Below are 22,049 nucleotides of genomic sequence, written 5' to 3'. Positions count from 1 at the left end.
TAAATTTAAAATCACTGAACTTCTTCCTTGCTCAGTCCCTCAATATTTTCTAAATTTACCCTTTACTAAAAATTAAAACACCGGTCATGGAACAAAAAGTACATCAGGGACGCAACGTAAAAAGATTCAGGGAGATGCTAGGCATCAAGCAGGAAGCATTGGCTTTTGACCTCGGCGAAGACTGGAACCAGAAAAAAGTATCGCTGCTGGAACAGAAGGATGTTGTGGAAGAAGCATTGCTGCAAAAGATATCCGAAGTTATGAAAATACCCATTGAGGCTTTTCAGAATTTTGGTGAAGATCAGGCTATTAACGTAATCTCAAACACTTTTACAAGTAATGATACTTCAACATTAAATGCCATAAATTCCAATTGTAATTTTAATCCGTTAGATAAAATGGTTGAACTGTATGAAAGAATTATTCAGCAGCAGAAAGATACTATTGAGAAGCTTGAGAAAATGATCCTCAATAATAATTAAACCTGCCTTAACAGCAGGTTTTGTATTTAAAATCACACACCGAACTTCTTCCTTGCCCAATCTCTCAATATTTTTTAAATTTACCCTTTACTAAAAATTAAAACACCGGTCATGGAACAAAAAGTACATCAGGGACGCAACGTAAAAAGATTCAGGGAGATGCTTGGCATCAAGCAGGAAGCACTGGCTTTCGACCTCGGCGAAGACTGGAACCAGAAAAAAGTATCGCTGCTGGAACAGAAGGATGTTATTGAAGATTCTCTGCTGCAACAAATTTCAGAAGTATTGAAGATTCCTGCTGAGGCTTTTCGCAATTTTGATCAGGAGCAGGCGGTTCAGATTATTTCGAATACCTTTAATGATCAATCCAACGGATATAATTATTACCCGACGATTCACATCAATCCTCTTGAAAAATGGTTGGAAACTTTAGAGGAAATTAAAAGGCTTAACGATGAGAAAGCGGCTTTGTACGAACGTACCCTTAGAGAAAAAAATCAGACGATTGAAATGCTTGAGAAGCTTCTCCAAAACAAATAAGGTAAATGGTACAAGCAATATGATCTTATCAGCATAGAAGCGGAAAACTGATTAATGTGAGTTGAACATAAAGACAAAAATCAATTGTAAGTTTCGGCTAAGGCCGCTCATTATGCAATATATGGTAAATGGGCTTCATTAGATAGGCTACGATGACAATTTTTATTTCTATTGATGTTGGCTATTATACTTACCTAACTCACGTTAATTAACGCACAGAACCTGCACTAGAGCAGGTTTCTATTTAAAACCTTGTCAAAGATTCCAACTTTGGCAAAGTGTGATGAAATTCCGTGACCTTTATTGGTAATTAATTTTATGATTAAGCTCTACCGGATTATTATTTTTCCCTGATTATTTTCTTCAGTCTTTCAGATTCTTTTCTGATATTCATAGAAACCGTATTGCCTGCTCCGTCATCTTTTTTTACGGGAACTCCCATGGATTTGATGCACGCAAAAGGATCTGAATAGTAAGTGATCGCTAAGGTCTGAAACTGTTCCCAGGTTAATTCCGAACCTTTATTTCTATAGTACATTGTACCGTTACCGTTTTTATTTCCGTCAGACTAAAATTATAATCGTTCCGTTCGTCTGAAATTGTAACAATCAGTCCCGGCAACCCGTGGAAAATGTAAGGTCCGTCCTGAATAGGAACTTCAACAGCAAACCAGGCGGTCAAGTTTCTCCCGCCATACGTTACTTTTGCTTTCTGAACTTCAAAACTGGCGACTTTACTTTTATCAGGTAATATTTCCCAGTTAAGTTTATTATTAATTCTTGCCTGATAGACATCTGTTGCACCAATCGTCCTTATTATCCTGATAAAAAGTGTACGTCAATCCAAACTGTGCACAAGTATCACCAGACCCTCCAGTTGATATACATAGATCAAGTTTTCCCCTGCTTTATCAGTAATCTGATCATCTATCTTCTTTAAGTACGAATAAAATTCCTGTTCTAATAATTTCCAATTAAAATTATACTTAAAACCTATTAATTTCAGGGCTATTTTCCGTCTTATTAGATCAAAAACTATTATAGATTATATTTATCGAAGTGCTTTTGTATGATAGATACAGTATGTTTATCTTTGCATCAGAAAATTTAAATATAAAAACCAAGAAATTATGTCTTTAGTAGGAAAAAAATTCCCAAATGTAACCGTAGATGCAATGTCTGAAATGGGGGATGATCTTAGAATCAACATCTTTGAAGAAGCTACAGCCAGCCAGCAGAAAGTGCTTTTGTTCTGGTACCCGAAAGACTTTACTTTCGTATGCCCGACTGAACTTCACGCATTCCAGGAAGCTTTGCCTGAATTTGAAAAAAGAAACACCAAAGTAATCGGTGCTTCTTGCGATACCAACGAGGTACACTTCGCATGGCTGAACGTTTCCAAAGACAACGGCGGTATCGAAGGAGTAACGTACCCTCTTTTGGCGGATACGCATAGGCAATTGGCAAACATCCTTGGAATTGTAGACCAGGATTTCGAATACAACGAAGAAGGTGAAGAAGTTTTCACCGGATCAAACGTAACATACAGAGCGACTTACCTGATCGACGAGACGGGAAAAATTTTCCACGAGTCTGTAAACGATATGCCGCTTGGCAGAAACGTAAAAGAATATATCAGATTAATCGATGCTTATACGCACGTTCAGAAGCACGGTGAAGTTTGCCCTGCCAACTGGGAAGAAGGAAAGGATGCGATGAAAGCCGACCGTACTTCTACCGCTGAATACTTAGCAAAAAATTAATATTTTAATTTTAATAACAATGTATCAATTAGGCAATGTAACAGTAATGCAGCAGAAAATGAGATTGACAGGCTGTTATAAGGTTATATTGGTACATTGTTAAATTTTATCCTAAAATTTAACTCATGTATACGGAATTAACAGAAGATACGCTTCAGAATATTGTAAGCGAAAATGAAAAAGTAGTGGTACAGTACGGCGCCACATGGTGCGGGAACTGCAGAATCATGAAGCCGAAATTTAAAAAATTAGCTTCTGAAAACGACAGCATTCCTTTCCTGTATGTAGATGCAGAAAAATTGCCGGAAAGCAGAAAACTGGCTAAAGTAGACAATCTTCCGACATTTGCCATTTTCAGAAATGGTGAATTGGTGAACCAGGTACAGTCTAACCAGGCGGAAAGTTTAATCAACTTATTCAACGAATTGTAATCATGAAATTACCCATCATCAGACAGTTCTATCAGAACCAGACTCCTGAAAATTTAGAAAAGACTCTTGAAGTATTGGAAAGCTTCACGGAATTCAGAGGAACCACCGAAGAGGATATGAATGTCGCCGGAGAGCTGATTACCAATATCTGCGGAGCCCTTGAGGTTCATGCCAGCGTACAGAACGGAATGAGTGAAAAGGATGCTTTAAACTCATTTGCTCAGAAAGTATTAGGTTCGATCGACAAATAGCCGAATCTCAAAAATATTCTTCACGAATAAACACCGCTCCGATGGTTTCATTTGTGCTCAAATAGTGCCGTCTGTGTGTTTAATCCAACCAAAAATAAAATCCCGATGCCAAGACATCAGGATTTTTTGGGTTTACAAATCTCTTTTATTTCAATCAGCTTCTTCTGCTCATCAGAATGCTCAGGATATACCAGAATAACAGCATAATCGAAGCGAACAGCTGCAGGGAAGCTCCTACATACTGATTGGTGCTGTAGGCGTTCTTCAGGATGCTGGTCTGATACAGAATCGTGGCAGAGGCCAGGATTACCATTCCCACCGAGAACCAAAGCCCAAGATTAAATCCGAAAAGCATTCCACCGACAATCAGTCCCAATGAGATAAATCCTCCGATAATGATGATATTCCTAAGGAAAGAAAAATCCCTTTTGGAAGTAAAAGCTACCAGGGAAATTCCTGCAAACATCGCCACTGTAAGCATTGCTGCCTGGAAAATAACGTTCGGTCCTGCATAAAGTGTTGCGATTTTTATCAACGGCAGGAAAATAACCGCTTCCAGAATTATATAAAATCCAAGCCCGAAGTACTGCGTCGACTGGCTCTGAGAAAGCGACCATTTGGTTGCCAGCACCGAAGCCAGCCAGAATACCCCAATAATCAGCAGCCAGATATACCGCTGGGCAAACATGGCAAAGATCACCTGATCCGGAACCATTTTCAGCAATACGCTTTCTACCCCGATAAAAGCAAGGATCGACAAGGCAACATGTATATACGTCTTCCTGTAAAATGCTGCTTTATCCACATCATTGGCATGTGCCACTAAAACATTTGTCATCATAGTTTTATTTTTTAGTTTAATTGATTTTATTTTACTGTCTTATAGGGCTTAATTCCCATAATTTTCCCATCTCTTTCAAAAACGGCGGTAATGATCTTCGCCGGTTCAGCCGATTTATCATCTGCATATTTATACTGGATCATCGGATAGCTGCTCCCATCGATAAAAGGCTTGTAACCGCTTTTGGTGACGGCAAAGGTTTTATGGGTATCAATGTCAACAGCCAGTTTCTGATATACCACTTCGGTAACCATTTTCTTTGCTTTTTCGGACAGCAGGGCATCCATCCCTTTACGGTCGGAAACTTTCAGCGCACTGATGAATTTCAGGAAATTCCCGTTATACAGAGCGAGTTCCTCTTTGCTTAACTGCAAGGCCGCTTTGGTATCGCTACTCATGCTCTCCTTTTTAGGTTCAGCTTTGGGAACTGCTTTTTTCTGGGAGAAAAAGAAAGGTGCCGATAAAACGGAAAGGATGCATATTATTTTTTTCATAAGACTTTATTTCTGATAAATCATAAACAGATTTACCTTGGACTTATTGTCTGCCGCTGATTTTCATTTGCTGTATTCCGGCTTTACTCCCAGAATCTTACCGTCGTTCTCAAAAATAACGGTGATGATATCTCTTGGCGGATCAGACGGATCATCGGCATATTTGTACTGGATCGCCGGATACGTTGCATTATCCAGCAGCTTCTGGTATCCCGATTTATAAACCTCGGTCTTCCGTTCAAAGCTGATACCGCCGAATAACTTCCGGATCATATCATCGGATACAATATCCTTTACTTTATCGGAAATCAGCCCATTAACGGCCTGCTTGTCCGAATCTTTCAATGCCGCGACAAACTTAATAAACGACTGATTGTAAATGGCAATCTGGTCTTTACTTAATTCGGACGTCAGCTCGATTTTCTTGCTTTCAACAATTTTGATCTGGCTTCCCTGGGAAAATCCCAGATGAAAAGCCAATACGGTAAGGACCGCCACTATTTTTTTCATACGGATCATGATTGGTAACGGCAAGATACGAAGAATTATATTACCGATAAAAATTTCATGGTGTCCACATTGTCCGCGTACGTATGCAATCCCGGATTCTGTGCTTCTCCCGGTTCTACGGAATCCAGGCCCAGCTCTTCTTTCGCTACGACACACTGAATATTTTCTTCATTTTCAGTGATAAAATCTTTCACCTCATCCAGAGAAGAATACCGGCTGAAATTGATAACGGAAAGCGGACTGAATAATTTTTCATCCTCTTTCAGCATCACGAAATTATTGTCCCAGAATTTTTCCTGGTTCAGCAGGTAAATCGCCCGGTTGTAGTCGTAATTGTTGGCGTATTTGTTATGGTTGATGATATCCTGGAAGTCCAGGAAACTTTCAAATAAACGGTCGATGACAAAATCCTGCGGGATAAACAGCCGGGTAACATTCCTGCAGCCCAGTCCGAAATACCGGAAAATATCTTCTGCCAGCAGCTTCAGTTCGTCTTCCGTTTCGTTGCCTCTTAAAACAGCAACTGACGTTCTGTTTTTACGGATGATGTGCAGATGGTTCTTAAAATAATATTCAAGGTACCGTGCTGTATTGTTGCTTCCGGTAGCAATTACCGCATCGAAATTCTCCAACCGTTCCACAAATTCAAACGGAACGCTGCCTTCTGAAAATTCATTCCATTTTTTTAACAGGAACGGAATCATGTACTTATCCTTTGAGGAAAGCTTGATCACCGGAATGTGGTTGCTCAGAACTACAGAGACCACATCATGGAAACCGACCAACGGGATATTCCCGGCCAGGATAAGCCCTACCCTTTTTGAAATTTTTGAAATCTGATATTCTTCCAGCCAGTTATTTATATTTTCTTCCGTCAGCAGATCACACCACTGCTGTAAGGCAAACCTTTGGTTTTCAACGGTGAACCAGGGATTTTCGATCTGGGATCTTTGCAGCAGAGATTCAAAACCGGCATCGTCTTCGTTGTAAGTTGGCTGATCTTTTGCTAAAAAGTCTTTTATATATTCACTGAGTCTGGTAAGACCTAAAACTTGATTTTCGGTATTCATAATTACTGTAAAATTGGGGAATATTTTGTAATTTTGTGCAAATTTAAAAAAAATTAGCGATGGCTATTAAAATAACTGATGAATGCATTAACTGCGGAGCCTGCGAACCGGAATGCCCGAACAATGCAATTTATGAAGGAGCAGTAGACTGGAAAGCTTCGGAAGGTACTGAACTGAAAGGTACCGTAACCCTGCCATCAGGGCTTACTGTAAATGCGGATGCACCGCAGGAACCTGTAAGTGATGATGTATACTTCATTGTAACGGATAAATGTACGGAATGCAAAGGCTTCCACGAAGAGCCGCAGTGTGCAGCGGTCTGCCCGGTAGACTGCTGCGTGCCGGATGAGGACCACGTAGAATCTGAAGAAGCACTGCTTAACAAAAAAGCATTCTTACACGGAGAATAAAAAACTGCCGTCTCATCCATTATGAGGCGGTTTTTTTATGTATCAAAACCTGAATTTAATAAGAAACTATAAATGAAACGGTAAGGGAAACTTTACAGAAAATCCAAAAAATAAATAATATGAGCAAAAAGCACAACTTCAGCGCAGGACCATGCATCTTACCTCAGGAAGTTTTCGAAAAATCGGCACAGGCAATTCTGGATTTCAACGGAATGGGTCTTTCCCTTCTTGAAATTTCGCATCGGAGCAAGGATTTTGTAGCGGTAATGGATGAAGCGCGCGCCATCGTAAAAAGACTGATGAATCTGGGTGATGATTACGAAGTTTTGTATCTGGGCGGGGGTGCCAGCCTTCAGTTTGCGATGGTTCCTTACAACCTGATGAAAGTAGGCGGAAAAGCGGCTTACCTGGACACGGGGACCTGGGCGGCAGGTGCAATTAAAGAAGCTAAAAAAGTAGGAACGGTAGATGTTGTAGGTTCTTCCAAAGAAGAAAACTATTCTTTCATTCCTAAAGATTATACCATAGGTTCAGAATATGATTATTTCCACTGCACCTCCAACAATACGATTTACGGAACCCAGATGAAATCTTTCCCGGAAGTGGGTACGCTGATGGTCTGCGATATGAGTTCCGATATTTTTTCCAGACAGCTGGATTTCTCGAAATTCGACCTGATCTACGCCGGAGCCCAAAAGAACATGGGACCTGCCGGAGTAACTCTGGTGGTTATCAAAAAAGAAATTTTAGGAAAAACAGGAAGGGAAAATATGTTCTCCATCCTGGATTACTCGCAGCATATCGCTAAGGAATCCATGTATAACACGCCGCCGGTATTCCCGGTATATGCTTCATTGCTTACCTTGCAATATCTGGAAAACAACGGAGGAATTGCAGCGGCAGAAGCCAGAAACGAAGCCAAAGCGAAACTCCTGTACGACGAAATCGACAGCAACCCTTTATTTGAAACCTTCTGCGTCAAAGAAGACCGATCCCTGATGAATGTTTCCTTTAAAATTACCGACGAAACCAAAAGAGAGGAGTTTGATGCAGCATGGAAAGCAGCCGGAATCAGCGGGCTGAACGGGCACAGAAGCTTAGGCGGATACAGAGCAAGTCTTTACAACGCCATGCCGATCGAAAGCGTACAGGTATTGGTGGATGCCATGAAATCAATGAAATAATATAAAAATTTGAAATTCAATTATTTAAATAATATAGGGTGTTATTTTAAATTTTCTTAATTTGCGCCACTGTTAAATTATTTAAAATTTACTTATTTAAATAATTAAAGAATATAAAAACATGAGGGTTTTAGCTAACGACGGAATTTCAAAAGCAGGTGAACAGGCATTGAAAAATGCGGGAATCGAGGTGCTGGACAACAGGGTTGCCCAGGACCACGTCATCAGTTTCATCAACGAAAACAACGTAGATGTTCTGCTGGTAAGAAGCGCCACGAAAGTGAGAGAAGATCTTATCGATGCCTGTCCCAATCTGAAAATTATCGGAAGAGGTGGCATTGGGATGGATAATATCGACGTTGAATATGCAATTGAAAAAGGAAAATACGTCATCAATACGCCTACCGCTTCTTCAAAATCCGTGGCAGAGCTGGTATTCGGCCATTTCTTTTCACTGGCGAGGTTTCTTCATGAATCCAACAGGCTGATGCCGCTGGAAGGAGAAACGCACTTCAATGCCATGAAAAAGTCATTTGCTAACGCGTATGAGCTTTCGGGAAAAACGCTGGGTGTTATCGGTTTCGGAAGCATCGGCCAGGAAGTATTGAAAATAGGGATTTCTTTAGGGATGAGAGTAAAGGTCCTGACCAGAAAGCCAAAGACCAAAACCCTTACCCTGGAATTCTTCGACGGCCAGTCGCTGAATTTTGAGATTACTTCCACCAACGATATGGATGCCTTTCTTAAAGATGCGGATTTCATCAGCATCAATACGCCGAAAACCAACGGATACATTATAGACACGCCTCAGTTTGAAAAAATGAAAGACGGCGTTTACATCGTCAATACGGCAAGAGGCGGCGTAATGAATGAAGTTGCCCTGATCGATTTTATCGAATCTGAAAAAGTAGCGGGTGCTGCGCTGGACGTTTTTGAAAAAGAACCGAGCCCGGAAGTTCTGTTACTGATGAATCCTGCCCTTTCGCTGTCTCCGCACATCGGAGGAAACACGGTGGATGCCCAGGAAAAAATCGGAGTTGAACTTGCCGAACAAATTATTAAGATTAAAGAAACTATAAAATAAAATATGCCTATTTTTAAACCTTTTCGTGGAATAAGACCTCATAAAGACTATGAGAGCACCTTCCCTACCCATCCTCTGGATAATTTCACCCAGGAAGAGATAGCGGAAAAAGCTCAGGTAGAAGATACTTACATCCATATGATCAAGCCTTATGTTGTAAGCAAATCAAAAGACATCGACCGGAATTTAAGAAAGATCCGGTCTACGTTTGAAGAACTGATGGAAGAGAAAAAACTCGTTCAGGACAATTCTTCGTATTATCTTTATGAGCAGATTTATCCCAACAAACAGGTTTTCAGGGGGCTTTTGGGTCTGGCAAGCATTGAGGATTTCTGGAATGGTAAAATCAAAAGGCATGAAAGTACCATTCCGCAAAAGAAAGAAAAGCTGGCGCACTATCTGGAAAAAGTAAACCTTCAGGCAGAACCGGTACTGCTGACCTATCCTGCCAATTCCAAGATCGAACTGCTGATGAATCATGAGGAAAAAAACGTTCCGATCTTCAACCATATCGATACGAAAGGCATCCGGCATAAGATCTGGAGGATCGACAACCGTCTGAAGCTGCAGCAGTTCAAAGAGGTAATCGACCAGATTGATGCGTTCTACATTGCTGACGGCCACCACAGGATCGGCTCTACGGCCTTAAATGCAAAACATCAGAAAAACAAAAACAAGAGGCATAACGGAACGGAGCTGTATAATTTCGTCTACAGTTTCATTGTTTCCAATCAATCCATCAAAATCCATGATTATAACCGGATTGTTTCGGACATCAACGGATTATCGAACGAAGAGTTTTTACAGAAACTGGAAAAATATTTCCTGATTCATGAAAAAGGAGAAACGGCATATTATCCTTCACAAAAGTTCCATATTTCAATGTATATGGATGGTAAATTTTATTCCCTTCACGTAAAGCATGACCTGCGTTCCCAGGAAATGTCGCTGGACAACCTGGATCACCATCTCCTTGATAAGTATATTTTCAAGGATATTTTAAAAATCGACGATCCGGACAGTTCCGAAAAAATTTCATACGTTAAAGGAACTTCGAATATTGAAGGAATCAATCAGCTGAAAGAGAAAGTAGACAACGGTGAAGGAAAAGCCGGATTTGGAATTTACCCTGTGAGTTTCAATGATATGATCAAAATTTCAGACCTGAAATTAAGCATGCCGCCGAAATGTACTTTCATTGAACCTAAGTTGGTTACCGCCCTCCTGATGTACGACATGAAACAATAAACTATTACCAATTTTTCCTTACTTTTAGCAATGGAAAAAGAAAGGTCAATAAAATGAAAAAAGCATTCATTATCATTCCACTCTTTTTGGGTGGATTTTTATTTTCTCAGAAGAAACCCTTTAAACGACCGGTAAAGAAGGCATCGACGGCTGTAAAGTTAAACTACCATGAGGAGTTTAAAAAGATCTCCGACGAGATCATGACCAACGGCACGGCGTATGAAAACCTGGGACAGCTTACCAAAGGAATCGGTCCCCGTTTCAGCGGGACGCCCGGATATATGAAAGCTGTGGAATGGGCGGAAAAAAAACTGAAGGAAATGGGTATCGATATGATCTGGAAAATGGAAGCCAAAGCCCCGGTATGGATCAGGGGAAGAGAGTCCCTGCAGATCAGAACCGGAAACGGCGACTGGAAAAATATCAGAATGCTTTCTTTCGGGAACTCCGAAGGAACTGACGGGAAAGACCTGACCGGAGAAATTGTACTCATCAATTCAACCTCTGAACTGAATGCCATGTCGGTAGGACAGCTGAAAGGCAAAATTGCTTTCGTCAATCTTCCGATGGATCCGAAAATCATCAACACCAGCGATTCTTACCTTCTTACGGCCAAATCGAAACTGATTTCGGCGTCGGTAATTGCAAAGACAGGAGCCAAAGCTTTGATTATACGGTCTTTAACTACAGCTTCGGATGACACGCCGCATGCCAAAATGGTATATTACGAACCGGACGATAAAATAAGGATCCCGGCATTATCCATCGGCGTAAAGTCGGCGGATGAACTCGAGAAACTGTTGAAAAGCCAGAAAGTTACTGCCAAACTGAATATGACGGCCCAACCCAAAGGCGATACCACCAATCCGAATATCATTGCTGAGATCCAGGGTAAGAAAGATTCGAAGGTAATTGTCCTGGGAGCCCAGCTGGACTCATGGGATTTCGGAGAAGGTGCCATCGACGACGGTACGGGAGTCGCGCAATGCATGGAAGTCTTGAGGACCTTTAGAGCACTCGGCATAGAAAACAACCATACCATACGGGTGGTATTTTATGCCAACAGCGAAAACGGCGGACAGGGCCGGGAAATGTATGCTGCGTACGTAAAGAAGAAAGATGAAAAGCATGTCTTCGCTCTGGGAACCGATGCCGGAGGATACTCGCCAAGGGGATTTTCCCTGGATATGCCGCCCCAGAGAAGAAAGCTGATCTTTGAGTGGAAAAATTACTTTCTTCCGTATGGCGTATACGATTTCGACCAGACCGATGCCATCCAGGATATTTCGCCATTGAAAAAGCTGGATATTCCGTTGGCCGAGCTTGTGGTAGATACCCAGCGATATTTCGATTACCACCATTCCGAGCAGGATACTTTTGATAAAGTGAATAAGAGGGAACTTCTTTTGGGTGCGGTAGCCATGGCCCAATTGGTTTTTATGATCGATAAAAACTGGTAAGGATAGTGATAGAACGTACTGACAGAAACCTCTTTCATCAAATCAACCTGTTGATTTTTTCTTTGCTCACTTAAACTACGTACCTGAAAATAAAACTTGCATCTGAAAATAAAAACAGATGCTTTAATAAAAGAACTTAATGGAGATCCTCAAATTACATCTGAAAACTGAACTTTTAACGGAACATAAAACCAACAGGCTTTATCAACAATGGCAGGCTTTGCTGGACAGTCTTGGGGACAAAAAAATATCCGCTGAGACCGCAGGAATCATTAATCAAGAAGTTGAAGCCATCAACTCTACTTCTCTAAAGGATAAATCTTTACAGAATTTATTAAAAGTAAAGCAGACATTCATTCTCAAACTTCTTGAAAAGAATGAAAAACTGGTCCCGAAAAACCACTACCGGAACCTATGGCTGGCTGCAGGCATGGCTGCATTCGGGATTCCGCTGGGCGTCATCTTCGGAATTTCATTTGGGAATATGGGGTTCCTTGGAATCGGACTTCCCATTGGAATGAGTATCGGGATCGCGGTTGGTGCTTCGATGGATAAAAAGGCACAAACAGAGAACAGACAGCTGGATGTCGAAATTAAATATTAAACAAAAGAATGATGAAGAAGATAATAGGCACAGCCCTTCTTTTAGCCGGTATAACGGCTTACAGCCAAACAAAAAAAGACTCTGTACAGTTTGCCGGAATTTTCTCGGAAATACTGAATAATGGAAAAGCCTACACCGAACTGCGGGATCTTACCAAGAACATCGGTCACCGCCTCAGTGGTTCGGAAGCTTATGAGAAATCCGTGCAATGGGCCGCGAAGAAACTCCGCGATGCCGGAGCTGATAAAGTATGGCTGCAGGATGTTATGATTCCTGTCTGGGTAAGGGGAAAAGAATCTTTACAGATCAAAACCGCCAACGGAAAATGGAGAAACGTGAGGATGCTTTCTTTAGGAAACTCCGAAGGAACCGGCGGAAAAGATGTCTCCGGCGAGATCATCATGGTACGGTCGATGCAGGAATATGACCAACTTACACCGGAGCAGGTAAAAAATAAAATCGTTTTTTTCAACTACCCATTCAGCCAATCTTTTGTAGAAACTTTCAAAGGCTATAGCGATGCCTCAAAATACAGGACAACGGCAGCTTCTTTGGCAGCCAAAAAGGGCGGGAAATTTGCCATTATCCGCTCCCTTTCTTCTGCATTTGATGATGTTCCGCATACCGGAGCAATGCGTTACAACGATGATAAAAAAATTCCTGCGGTTGCCATTGGAAGCACCACTGCCGACGAACTGGCTGAACTTTTACGAACCGGAAAGGTAACGGCAAAACTCAACTCAAATTGTGGCATGAGAGATGAAAAGCTATCCCATTCTGTCATCGGCGAAATTACGGGTAAAAAAGACAGCCAGGTCATTGTTGTGGGCGGTCATCTGGATTCCTGGGATGTGGGCGAAGGAGCGCATGACGACGGAGCCGGAATCGTTCAGAGCATTGAAGTTTTACGAACGTTTAAAAAACTCGGTATCCCCAACAACCATACCATCCGGGTGGTCTGTTACGCCAATGAGGAGAATGGGGTAAAAGGCGGTATCCAGTATGGCAAAATGGCAAAGGAAAACAATGAAAAGCACCTGTTTGCGATTGAGACCGATGCCGGAGGATTCAGCCCGAGAGGAATTTCCCTAAATATGGACGATGCCAAAAGAAAGCAGATCCAGAACTGGGCGGGATTGTTCCTGCCTTACGGAGTCTATGATTTTACCGGCACGTTTTCCGGTACCGATTTGTATCCGCTTCATGACATGGGCATCCCGACGGCGGAACTTGTTCCGGATTCACAGCGGTATTTCGACATCCACCACACGGAAGAGGATACCTTTGAAAAGGTAAACCGGAGAGAGCTGCTGATGGGTGCCGGTATTTTAACCCAAATCATTTATATGATTGACAAGAACTGGTAAAGTGAAAGGTTTGGATGGGTTACCGGATGATGGATGTATGAAGGTAAAGATTTAAAGCCTTACTTCAGTTACCTGGATTAAAAAAAGTTTATTGAAACGGGTTCAATAAACTTTTTTATGATTAATTATTTAATAATCAACCGTCAAAGCGGAACAGAATTGCTACTAAGGGAATTTGCCTAAGAGTGGCGATTTCCCGAAATCAATAAGCGGTACACAATTTATCAAAGATAAAATCCTTGCACCTTGCCGCACAAAGCATTTAAAAACCTCTTGCGACTTTGTCTTCCAACATGATCGCGGTTAAATTCAGCATTGACGATTCACTTGCAAAGCAAAATTCACTCAGTAAATCTAGAATTTATACGCTACGAAACGGTCAATGGCCAGTCCGCCCGGAATTCCCTGATATGACGGGTTTTCTGCCGTACCGCCCCATCGCATAAGCCTGGTCGCAATGACTCCGTTGTTTGCCGGCTGTCCCGGAATTGGCTTGATGGTTAAATAAATATCCTGCGGACCCGTCGTCACAATAAAAAAGGTATTGTTGATAGTAAATCCGCCCATTCCCGAGGTTACGGAATTATAGATACTGTTCCAGGTGCCGGGCACTGCCCCGATAGCATTGGCAAGGTTTATTTCATTATTGATTCCGCCACGGGTAATCAGATATTCGACCTGTGCCGGAATCGATACCGCATTGTCAAATCCGAAATCCGCATTCAGGAATACCAGATAAGTCCCCGCCATCGGAAGCGAAAGCTTGGCTACCGAACTGTAACGATTCACAGGAATGGAATTGTTTGTAGCGGCCTGAGAATTATTAATCAGCCAGGTTCCTTCTACATTGCTGGAAAACGCCATGGTTCTCCATGTTCCTACGCCGTTCGCATCACTGGTTAAAACTTTCCCTTCTCCCTGCGTTCCGTCCGTAATTTTCACTGCTCCCGGAGTAGTCCCGTTATTTACATCCAGTTTAGTAGCAGGACTATTGGTTCCGATACCTACCCTATGATTAGCGGCATCAACATTCAACGTGCTGTTGTCTACCGTAAAATGGCTGGTTCCCGTAGTTGCAGAAGAAGTAAAGGCCATGGTGTTGGTTCCCTGCGAAACTGTACGGTTGGAAGTCAGGGTCCCGTTATCCTTGTACAAATCGCTACCTGCGCCTACCTTTTGCCAAAAAGTCCCGTCGAAGAAGTAATACCCGGTTGCGTTGATATTGACTCTCTGTGAAGTTACGTCACCGCCTGCTATATCGCTGATGTAGATAATCGTTCCGGCATGGTCTGTTCCGTAAACGCTGTTTCCTTTGGCGGTAAGTTCTGCTCTGGTAAGGCGCGGAGCCTGAAGGCCGTCTGCATCGGTAGTACCGAGTTTAGCGGCAACGTCAAGGGTTGTTCTCGGAGAGGTGGTGTTGATCCCTACACGTCCCTGCTGGGCATTTGCACTTCCCGCAAAAAACACCAGGGAAAGGGAGATTGCTAGGATGAATCTGTTTTTCATAATTACTGTTTATAAGAGTTCCTGATTTTACGGGTGCAAATATAATTGAATTTAAATATTTTTAAGTATATTTAATTATCATTTAATGAAAATTTATTTTAATCCTTGAAAACGTACACATTAAACAATTTAAAGTCATATTGTTAATATTAATGTAAAATATTTTATACCTTAAAATTGATTGTTGAAGACGGAAAAGATAACCCCTTGATTCTAAGAAGCAATTCAAAATTTCAAATGATATATTAACAAAAAACTTCAGTTTCCTCATCCCTCCTCCGGCCTATTGCCTTATCAAAAAATAATCTTACTTTTGGCCTTTCAAATAAATAACTATGAAAAAACTATTTTTTGCATTCTGCATGATGTCCGTATGCAGCAGCCAGACATTAACGGCGCAGTCTAAAGCTCCGGCAAAATCACAGACTACGAATTCCACAGCTTCCATGATGAAATCGCTCCGGAACAAAATGATACAAGGAATGGTTGTTAACGGCATCCCTAAAGCAAAGACCGAAAAATTTGCAGATTGCTTTATAAAAGACTTAGGCGAAAAATTAACACCGGAAGAACTTGCCTTATTTTCTAAACTGAATGATGTAAAACCCGGACAGAACCCTCCGAAAGAACTCATTAAAAAGGCTGAAGATATGGGCATTAATGAAAAAATGCAAACCGTCGGAATGAATTGCAGCTCACTTCTGAAATAGCTGCTGCAAAATCGATCTGACAGGTTATTAATAAAAACACAGGCGGGCCGTCTGTTCTTTTATAAATCAGGATAAGCAGGTTTTAGGTTTAAGAAATAAAAGATGCTTTGCCAGGCATGATTTTTCTTAGCCGATTAATTTAGATATTCCTTCCGGTCCAGATTAAAGTCCAGTATTCTGCCATCTCTTTTGATTTTAATGGTGATGTTTTTCTGGTCTCTTTCAACCCGGTTCATGAAATAATAGCAAACCGCCTCTCCATCCAGATGATCGAGCACGACATTATTGATACTGATAATGGAATCCCCGATCTTCAAGGGAAAATGATCCTGTTGAAAAACGAAGGCCACCACCGGCTTCTGATCGACAAAACGGTAGCTGAATCCGAAAGATTCAAGCCTTGCGGGGCTGTTTCGGATCCGTTTCAGATAAATTTTATTGTTTTTCCAGTCGAGAATAAAAGAAAAATCCCTCAGGAATTCGTTTCCCAGCAGGTCTGTGGTGCCGGTGGAAATAATTTCATCATGGAAAACGGTATTTCCCAATGCCAGCGAATCCATCCTGAAAATAGCCCCGGCAACCGGCTTGGCAGCACCGAAAGCCCCTGTTGAACGCGTCCCGAAAGTTTCAATCTTACGGGAGGCTTTTTGCGGATCGAAATTCGTTTCGGTAATTTCAAACCGGCCTGAAAATCCCGTATCGAAAGTAAGTTCCACATCTTTGCCGAAAAGAGGCGTTTTGATCACAGGTGTTTTCTGGGACTTCGCTTCAAAAGGCAGGACTGCCGGATAATCTTTCACATCAAAATAAGAAAGCTCGCGCGCAGCCTCCAGCGAATTTTCAGTATAATTAATTCTCCAGAACAGCTTGGCCATCTGATTGGCCCCGATGATCCCGTCTACTTTCAGGCAGCCCAGCTCTGCGGAATTAAGGTCCAGTACGACAGCTCCGACGTTCCTGAACACCAGCTGATCAACCGTCATTTCCGGAAGTTCGGTAAAGATCTGCTGCTGCCTCCTTTTGTTGGAATCCCCTATAGACCGCCTGTATTTTTTCTTCAGTTTCAGTTCGTTGTAAATGGCACTGGAAATGACCGTCGGTGCCCCGGAATCGAAAAGAAAGTTATAGAATTTCCCGTTGATGTTCACCTGTACAAAAGGAAGATTGTTTTCAAATCTCAGATTCACTTTCTCCACAGGATGCTGAAGCTCCACCTCTCCTTTTGCAAAAAACTTTTTGCTTTGCGCATAAACCGTAAGCGTTGAAAACAAGAAAAATGAGTACAGGATCTTCTTCATTGACTAATTTTCATACGAAAGTAAGGTTTTTTGCGGGGATGGGGAAATTGCCAAACTTTCAGAAGGATTATATAATTAAATATTAACCTTTAAATCTTATCCAAAATCCTTTTCGGCAATACTTTTACCAGCTGAGGCTTATATTCTTTTTCAAGAATCACAAACTTCCAGATTTTGCGGTCCTGGGAAACAGCGCAGGCTCTCATACGCGCATTGACAAGATAAGCACCTTCAGCAGCCAGGTATTTTACATTGTTTTTACCGTATTTTTGAGTAAAGGCTGCACCGATCTTCTTTCTCATATCCTCATTCATCGAACTTACATTGCACTTCAGTGTAAAAAAGTAAGGCGCAATGGCAAAATATTCACTGCCGGTTTTTTCCGGCTTTTCAATAGCCCCGAACCTGAGATTGCTCATATCGATTTTCATAAAAGGATTGTTATAGGTCATGGCAAGGATCTGGGTCATCTGCTCTTTCGGGACTACCGTGAAAAATTTAGGGTAGATATAATTCACGCACTGCTCAATCTTTTTTTCCTTGATGCTGTTGATAAAACCGCTCAAAGATTTCTTTATGGCTGCATCATCAGAATTGGCTTTGGTCTGGGCAAAGGTTACCATAGACAGAAGCATGAAAAGAAACAAAAAGGTCCGGGTTTTCATTGTTGTTTTGTTTTAAAGTTTTAGATGATAAATATTGAAGATTGTCTGTCCTATAAGTCGAACAACAATTGCCTGTCGTTACAAGATTTCATAGACCCAACAAAAAAAGCCGTCCTTTCGGACAGCTTTCAGTATTGTATTCGGATTCGATTATTTTACTTTTACCAGCTCAACATCGAAAACAAGCCATGCGTTCGGCGGGATTACGCCTCCTGCTCCTCTTTCCCCGTAGCCCATTGCCGGCGGGATCAGTAAAGTAGCTGTTTCACCTTCTTTCAATAAAAGGATTCCTTCATCCCATCCTTTGATTACTCTTCCCATTCCGATTGGGATTTCGATCGGCTCGTTTCTCTTGAATGAAGAATCGAACTCGGTTCCGTCAACCAACTTTCCTGCATAGTGTACAGAAACATTGTCACCTGCTTTCGGAGCTTTTCCTTCCGTTGTTTTTGTGATTTTATAGTACAGCCCGGATTCCGTTTTCTGCATCCCCGCTTTCAGATCTTCTACCATTTTCTCCTGGTTCGCTTTGAATTCTTCTTCCTTTCTCTTTTTCTCCGCTTCTTCTTTTGCAGCTGCCGCTTTATTATTTTCAGCGATCTTCGCTTTTCCTTCGTTAAAAGTTTTTGCAGGATCGTAGTTTTTGTACTCGTCCCCTTTGCTGAAAATAGAAACCTTTTCTAAAACAATATCGGTTTTAGGCTTATCCTGAGGCCCTTTTTCCACATTAGCAATCGTATCGATCACGTCTTCTCCTTTTACTACTTTTCCGAAGATCGTGTGTCTTCCGTCCAGCCAGGGAGTAGCGACTTCCGTAATGAAGAACTGGGAACCATTGGTATTCGGTCCTGAGTTCGCCATAGAAAGAATCCCTTTCCCGGTATGCTTCAGGTCGTTCTTTTCATCCTCGAATTTATATCCCGGATCTCCCATTCCCGTTCCCTGAGGATCTCCCCCCTGGATCATGAAATCCTTGATCACGCGGTGGAAAATGGTCCCGTCATAATAAGGAACTCCTTTTGCTTTTGCTTTGTTATCGATTTTTCCCTCTGCAAGTCCGATAAAATTAGCTACCGTTACAGGGGCTTTCTTGTCTTCAAACTTAACAATCATATTGCCTTTTGTGGTCTGAAGGTTTGCGTAAAGTCCGTCATTAAGACCTTCGTAAGTTTCTTTGTCTACGTTCATTTTTTTATAAATTGGTGTACAACTCATCAGCGAAACACTTGCTGCTGCCAGAATTATATTTTTGTTAAACAATTTCATGGGCTATAATGCTTTTAATTTTATGATTAAAGGAATATCATTATCAATTTTCTTTTCGTCGCCATAGGTTCCGTAAGCCAGTGCCGAAGGAACCAGCAGGGTGACCTCTTCTCCGTCATGGATGAAACGCAGGGCATCTTCCACCGCTTTCAGTTCATCAAAGTGCCCGAATCGGGCATCCCTTCTTCCTATCGGCTGATCATAAATTTTGGTCTGATCGAAGTCGTAAAGATCATAGGAATACGAAATCAGGCTATTGTCCTGTCTCCTCTGCCTCTGGTCGAAGCCATGGGCGTTGGTCCAGTAATTAAGCTGGGTCGGGTAAAACTTTACCGGCTGGCCGCTGATCCAGTCCTGGATCTGTGTTCTTTCCAAGCTGTTAAGGTTTTTCATCCTGTTCCGGGAAACCTCCAGATCATTCTTGCTGAGAACACCGCCCACCGGAGGATGGGTCTGTGCATTTTTGCTGCAGCTGACGATACCTATTATTGATATGAAGAGTATTTTTTTCATAAACTTTTGCGAAAATACACATTTCGGGAATCATTAACAAAACTTGCCGGCAAAGTTTAGTGATTTTCACTGCAGCTACGGCAAAAACAAAAGCCGGAAAAAATTCCCGGCCTCTGCTTATCTTTTAATATTCCGATTAAACGGTTTCCATTACCTGATCCACTTTTACTCTCCATCCGAAAGGATCTTCCGTAAGGTTGGTCTGAAGGTCAACCAGATCGTTTTTAAGGATTACCGCGAAGCTTTCTTCATCTGATAATCTCGGCAGTTCAAGCTTCTCGCCGTTGTAGCCCAAAGCCTGGAACACGGTAGTTACCACTGCGGTTCCAACACCCCATACTTCTTTCAGGGTTCCGTTATTCTGCGCTTCGATAACATCTTTTACTTTAATAGACTCTACTTTTACTTCAATGCCTCTTCTTTCGGCCAGCTGGATAAAGCTGTCTCTGGTAACCCCGTCAAGAATTTTTTCCGATGTCGGCGGTGTGTAAATCGTATCGTTGATTCTTACAAAAACGTTCATTGTTCCGCTCTCTTCAAAATATTCGTGGGTGGCATCATCTGTCCAGATAATCTGCTCATATCCTTCTTCGATCGCCAGCTGCGTTGGATAGAATGAAGCTGCATAGTTCCCTGCTGCTTTGGCAGAACCTACTCCACCACTTGCCGCTCTGGAATAATGGTCTGAGATTTTTACGGAAACCGGTTCCGTATAATACATTTTTGCAGGCGTTGCCACAATGGCGAACATATATTTATTGGCCACTCTCGCTTTCAATGCTTCTTCCGTTGCGAAAATCAGCGGACGGATATATAAAGACATCCCTTCTCCGGAAGGAATCCAGTTGCGGTCTGCATCTACCAGTGCTTTCAGCCCGCCCAGAAACATCTCTTCCGTTACTTCAGGCATCGCAAGACGTTTCGCCGATTTATTGATACGTTCAAAATTCTTTTCAGGCCTGAAAAGGAAAACCTGTCCGTCTTTGTCTTTGTAGGCTTTCATACCTTCAAAACAAGCCTGTCCGTAGTTTACCCCCATCATCGCAGGCGTAAATTGTAAAGGACCATAGGGAACCAATTTTACATCACCCCACTTTCCATCCTCGTACTCACAGATGATCATATGATCGATAAAAGTGTTTCCGAATGAAAAGTTGTTGGGATCGAATGTAGAAATTCGGGAGTTTTCAGTTTTTTGAATTATCATTTCTAAAATTTTTTATGAGGTTCTACAAATTTAATATAATTTTCTAAATATAAAAATTTTAGAGTAAATTTGTAAAAAAATAGCTTGAAAAGAGAAATCAAGACCACCAACGACGGAAGTAAAACATTGTTTATCAATGAATTAAACGAAAACTACCATTCACACCACGGTGCTTTACAGGAAGCCGAACACGTGTTTATCAAAAACGGACTTAATTTGATAAATGATTATCAAATTAATATTTTAGAACTCGGTTTTGGAACAGGTTTGAATGTTTTGGTAACAATTAATGAATATTTAAAAACTGACAAAAATCATATCATTAACTATTTTACCCTTGAAAAATATCCCGTAAACGAATCTGAAATTGACGATTTGGCCTATTTTGAGCTTTTTGATAACCCTGAGTTCAGGAATATTTATCACAAAATTCATCATGCTGACTGGGGGAAACCAACAGAAATCATTAAAGGTTTTCACCTGAAAAAGATCGAATGCGATTTTTTCGATCTGAAAAACATCGAGTTACCCAAAATTAACCTTGTCTATTACGACTGTTTCGGCGCACGGGTACAGCCGGATCTCTGGGAAAAACCCCTGTTTGAAATGGTTTCTGACAAAATGTCGGTTAACGGTTTGTTAACAACCTATTCTTCCAAAGGAAGTGTAAGAAGAGTTCTTCAGGAACTTAATTTCCAGGTGGAAAAGAAGCAGGGTCCGCCGGGAAAAAGGGAAATGATCAATGCCGTTAAACTGTAGGGCAACGACCTTTTATATATAACATGAACTCAATAACGTTTAATTTTATTGATAGAACTGCAATTTAAACCATTAAGGCATATCTAAACCATTAAGGTATATGAAGAGTTTAAGCCTGGCAAAAAAATCAAGATTTTTATTTTAGCATTATGCTTAAAGCAGAACTCATCTTAATTCTCTAAAACCTTCTCAGATCTTAATGGATTTTCAGTATTGGCTGCGATTGAAAACTTCCGGTATCCATCATTCTTCTTCCAGCCTCCCAACCTGATGTCTACTTCGAGTTCACATTATATAGGATAAACCTTTTAATTGTGACCAAAATTATGGCAGGACTTTCATTTCAAACATCCACCACCCCTTTCATTTCGCCAGAAATTCCTACAT

At 41.5% G+C, this 22,049-nt stretch carries 26 protein-coding genes; 14 read left to right on the top strand and 12 right to left on the bottom strand.

What is annotated here, in order from left to right; all coding sequences use genetic code 11:
* Positions 1-86 precede the first annotated feature (86 nt).
* Positions 87-482, top strand: a complete 396-nt coding sequence (locus FY557_RS16895; RefSeq protein ID WP_149248414.1) for a helix-turn-helix domain-containing protein — start codon at positions 87-89, stop codon at positions 480-482.
* Positions 483-593: 111 nt separating this feature from the next.
* Positions 594-1,022: a helix-turn-helix domain-containing protein gene (locus FY557_RS16890; RefSeq protein WP_149248413.1), complete on the top strand. Its 429-nt coding sequence runs from the start codon at positions 594-596 to the stop codon at positions 1,020-1,022.
* A 340-nt stretch (positions 1,023-1,362) separates the two neighbouring features.
* Here FY557_RS16890 and FY557_RS16885 read toward each other — a convergent pair whose 3' ends face one another.
* Both FY557_RS16885 and FY557_RS16880 read right to left on the bottom strand, forming a co-directional pair.
* Positions 1,363-1,560, bottom strand: a complete 198-nt coding sequence (locus FY557_RS16885; protein WP_149248412.1) for a hypothetical protein — start codon at positions 1,558-1,560, stop codon at positions 1,363-1,365.
* Positions 1,530-1,829, bottom strand: a complete 300-nt coding sequence (locus FY557_RS16880; protein WP_410496091.1) for a GLPGLI family protein — start codon at positions 1,827-1,829, stop codon at positions 1,530-1,532. Before FY557_RS16880 ends, FY557_RS16885 begins: the two co-directional genes overlap by 31 nt.
* Before the next feature lie 322 nt (positions 1,830-2,151).
* Between FY557_RS16880 and FY557_RS16875 the strand changes: the two genes are divergently transcribed.
* The 3 genes from FY557_RS16875 (at position 2,152) to FY557_RS16865 (ending at position 3,466) form a co-directional block, all read left to right on the top strand.
* Complete coding sequence (locus FY557_RS16875; RefSeq protein ID WP_149248411.1) at positions 2,152-2,784, top strand: peroxiredoxin; 633 nt, start codon at positions 2,152-2,154, stop codon at positions 2,782-2,784.
* Between the two features lie 125 nt (positions 2,785-2,909).
* Positions 2,910-3,215, top strand: a complete 306-nt coding sequence (locus FY557_RS16870) for a thioredoxin family protein (protein ID WP_146939300.1) — start codon at positions 2,910-2,912, stop codon at positions 3,213-3,215.
* A 2-nt stretch (positions 3,216-3,217) separates the two neighbouring features.
* Positions 3,218-3,466 carry a DUF6952 family protein gene (locus tag FY557_RS16865; RefSeq protein WP_149248410.1) on the top strand — a complete coding sequence of 83 codons (249 nt, stop codon included), beginning with the start codon at positions 3,218-3,220 and terminating at the stop codon, positions 3,464-3,466.
* Positions 3,467-3,620: 154 nt separating this feature from the next.
* Here FY557_RS16865 and FY557_RS16860 read toward each other — a convergent pair whose 3' ends face one another.
* From FY557_RS16860 to FY557_RS16845, 4 genes are all read right to left on the bottom strand, one after another.
* Complete coding sequence (locus tag FY557_RS16860; RefSeq protein WP_149248409.1) at positions 3,621-4,307, bottom strand: Bax inhibitor-1 family protein; 687 nt, start codon at positions 4,305-4,307, stop codon at positions 3,621-3,623.
* Positions 4,308-4,333: 26 nt separating this feature from the next.
* Positions 4,334-4,801 (bottom strand): peptidylprolyl isomerase, encoded by a 468-nt coding sequence (locus FY557_RS16855; protein ID WP_149248408.1) that lies wholly within the window; start codon positions 4,799-4,801, stop codon positions 4,334-4,336.
* Between the two features lie 63 nt (positions 4,802-4,864).
* Complete coding sequence (locus FY557_RS16850) at positions 4,865-5,311, bottom strand: peptidylprolyl isomerase (RefSeq protein ID WP_149248407.1); 447 nt, start codon at positions 5,309-5,311, stop codon at positions 4,865-4,867.
* A 35-nt stretch (positions 5,312-5,346) separates the two neighbouring features.
* Positions 5,347-6,381 (bottom strand): acyl-CoA reductase, encoded by a 1,035-nt coding sequence (locus FY557_RS16845; protein ID WP_149248406.1) that lies wholly within the window; start codon positions 6,379-6,381, stop codon positions 5,347-5,349.
* 59 nt (positions 6,382-6,440) lie between these two features.
* Between FY557_RS16845 and FY557_RS16840 the strand changes: the two genes are divergently transcribed.
* The 7 genes from FY557_RS16840 (at position 6,441) to FY557_RS16810 (ending at position 13,738) form a co-directional block, all read left to right on the top strand.
* Positions 6,441-6,791: a 4Fe-4S binding protein gene (locus tag FY557_RS16840; protein ID WP_034714414.1), complete on the top strand. Its 351-nt coding sequence runs from the start codon at positions 6,441-6,443 to the stop codon at positions 6,789-6,791.
* A gap of 119 nt (positions 6,792-6,910) precedes the next feature.
* Positions 6,911-7,975: a 3-phosphoserine/phosphohydroxythreonine transaminase gene (gene serC, locus FY557_RS16835; RefSeq protein ID WP_149248405.1), complete on the top strand. Its 1,065-nt coding sequence runs from the start codon at positions 6,911-6,913 to the stop codon at positions 7,973-7,975.
* Positions 7,976-8,096: 121 nt separating this feature from the next.
* On the top strand, positions 8,097-9,059 hold the full coding sequence (locus FY557_RS16830) for a D-2-hydroxyacid dehydrogenase (RefSeq protein WP_149248404.1): 963 nt from the start codon (positions 8,097-8,099) through the stop codon (positions 9,057-9,059).
* A 3-nt stretch (positions 9,060-9,062) separates the two neighbouring features.
* Positions 9,063-10,307, top strand: coding sequence for a DUF1015 domain-containing protein (locus FY557_RS16825; RefSeq protein ID WP_149248403.1), 1,245 nt, complete (start codon positions 9,063-9,065; stop codon positions 10,305-10,307).
* A 53-nt stretch (positions 10,308-10,360) separates the two neighbouring features.
* Positions 10,361-11,767, top strand: coding sequence for a M20/M25/M40 family metallo-hydrolase (locus tag FY557_RS16820; protein ID WP_149248402.1), 1,407 nt, complete (start codon positions 10,361-10,363; stop codon positions 11,765-11,767).
* A gap of 139 nt (positions 11,768-11,906) precedes the next feature.
* Complete coding sequence (locus tag FY557_RS16815) at positions 11,907-12,371, top strand: hypothetical protein (RefSeq protein WP_185151753.1); 465 nt, start codon at positions 11,907-11,909, stop codon at positions 12,369-12,371.
* Positions 12,372-12,382: 11 nt separating this feature from the next.
* Entirely contained in the window at positions 12,383-13,738 is a 1,356-nt protein-coding gene (locus tag FY557_RS16810; RefSeq protein ID WP_149248436.1) for a M28 family peptidase, read from the top strand.
* Between the two features lie 354 nt (positions 13,739-14,092).
* Here the strand turns inward: FY557_RS16810 and FY557_RS16805 are convergent, their stop codons facing one another.
* Complete coding sequence (locus FY557_RS16805) at positions 14,093-15,244, bottom strand: hypothetical protein (RefSeq protein ID WP_149248401.1); 1,152 nt, start codon at positions 15,242-15,244, stop codon at positions 14,093-14,095.
* Between the two features lie 335 nt (positions 15,245-15,579).
* Between FY557_RS16805 and FY557_RS16800 the strand changes: the two genes are divergently transcribed.
* Entirely contained in the window at positions 15,580-15,954 is a 375-nt protein-coding gene (locus FY557_RS16800; RefSeq protein WP_149248400.1) for a hypothetical protein, read from the top strand.
* A gap of 134 nt (positions 15,955-16,088) precedes the next feature.
* Here FY557_RS16800 and FY557_RS16795 read toward each other — a convergent pair whose 3' ends face one another.
* From FY557_RS16795 to FY557_RS16775, 5 genes are all read right to left on the bottom strand, one after another.
* The gene (locus FY557_RS16795) at positions 16,089-17,252 is read right to left on the bottom strand and encodes an aspartyl protease family protein (protein WP_149248399.1); all 1,164 of its coding nucleotides are present in this window, start codon (positions 17,250-17,252) and stop codon (positions 16,089-16,091) included.
* Positions 17,253-17,341: 89 nt separating this feature from the next.
* Entirely contained in the window at positions 17,342-17,917 is a 576-nt protein-coding gene (locus FY557_RS16790) for a hypothetical protein (RefSeq protein ID WP_149248398.1), read from the bottom strand.
* A gap of 150 nt (positions 17,918-18,067) precedes the next feature.
* Positions 18,068-19,105 (bottom strand): peptidylprolyl isomerase, encoded by a 1,038-nt coding sequence (locus tag FY557_RS16785; RefSeq protein ID WP_228451814.1) that lies wholly within the window; start codon positions 19,103-19,105, stop codon positions 18,068-18,070.
* Positions 19,106-19,186: 81 nt separating this feature from the next.
* Positions 19,187-19,696, bottom strand: a complete 510-nt coding sequence (locus FY557_RS16780; protein WP_149248397.1) for a hypothetical protein — start codon at positions 19,694-19,696, stop codon at positions 19,187-19,189.
* Between the two features lie 136 nt (positions 19,697-19,832).
* Complete coding sequence (locus tag FY557_RS16775; RefSeq protein ID WP_149248396.1) at positions 19,833-20,903, bottom strand: branched-chain amino acid aminotransferase; 1,071 nt, start codon at positions 20,901-20,903, stop codon at positions 19,833-19,835.
* 84 nt (positions 20,904-20,987) lie between these two features.
* Between FY557_RS16775 and mnmD the strand changes: the two genes are divergently transcribed.
* Positions 20,988-21,662 carry a tRNA (5-methylaminomethyl-2-thiouridine)(34)-methyltransferase MnmD gene (gene mnmD / locus FY557_RS16770; RefSeq protein WP_149248395.1) on the top strand — a complete coding sequence of 225 codons (675 nt, stop codon included), beginning with the start codon at positions 20,988-20,990 and terminating at the stop codon, positions 21,660-21,662.
* Positions 21,663-22,049: the final 387 nt, after the last annotated feature.

Source organism: Chryseobacterium sp. SN22 (assembly GCF_008329705.1).
Lineage (GTDB): Bacteria > Bacteroidota > Bacteroidia > Flavobacteriales > Weeksellaceae > Chryseobacterium.
Note: the sequence above shows the minus strand (reverse complement) of the source record. Positions and strands in the feature narration are given on the sequence as shown.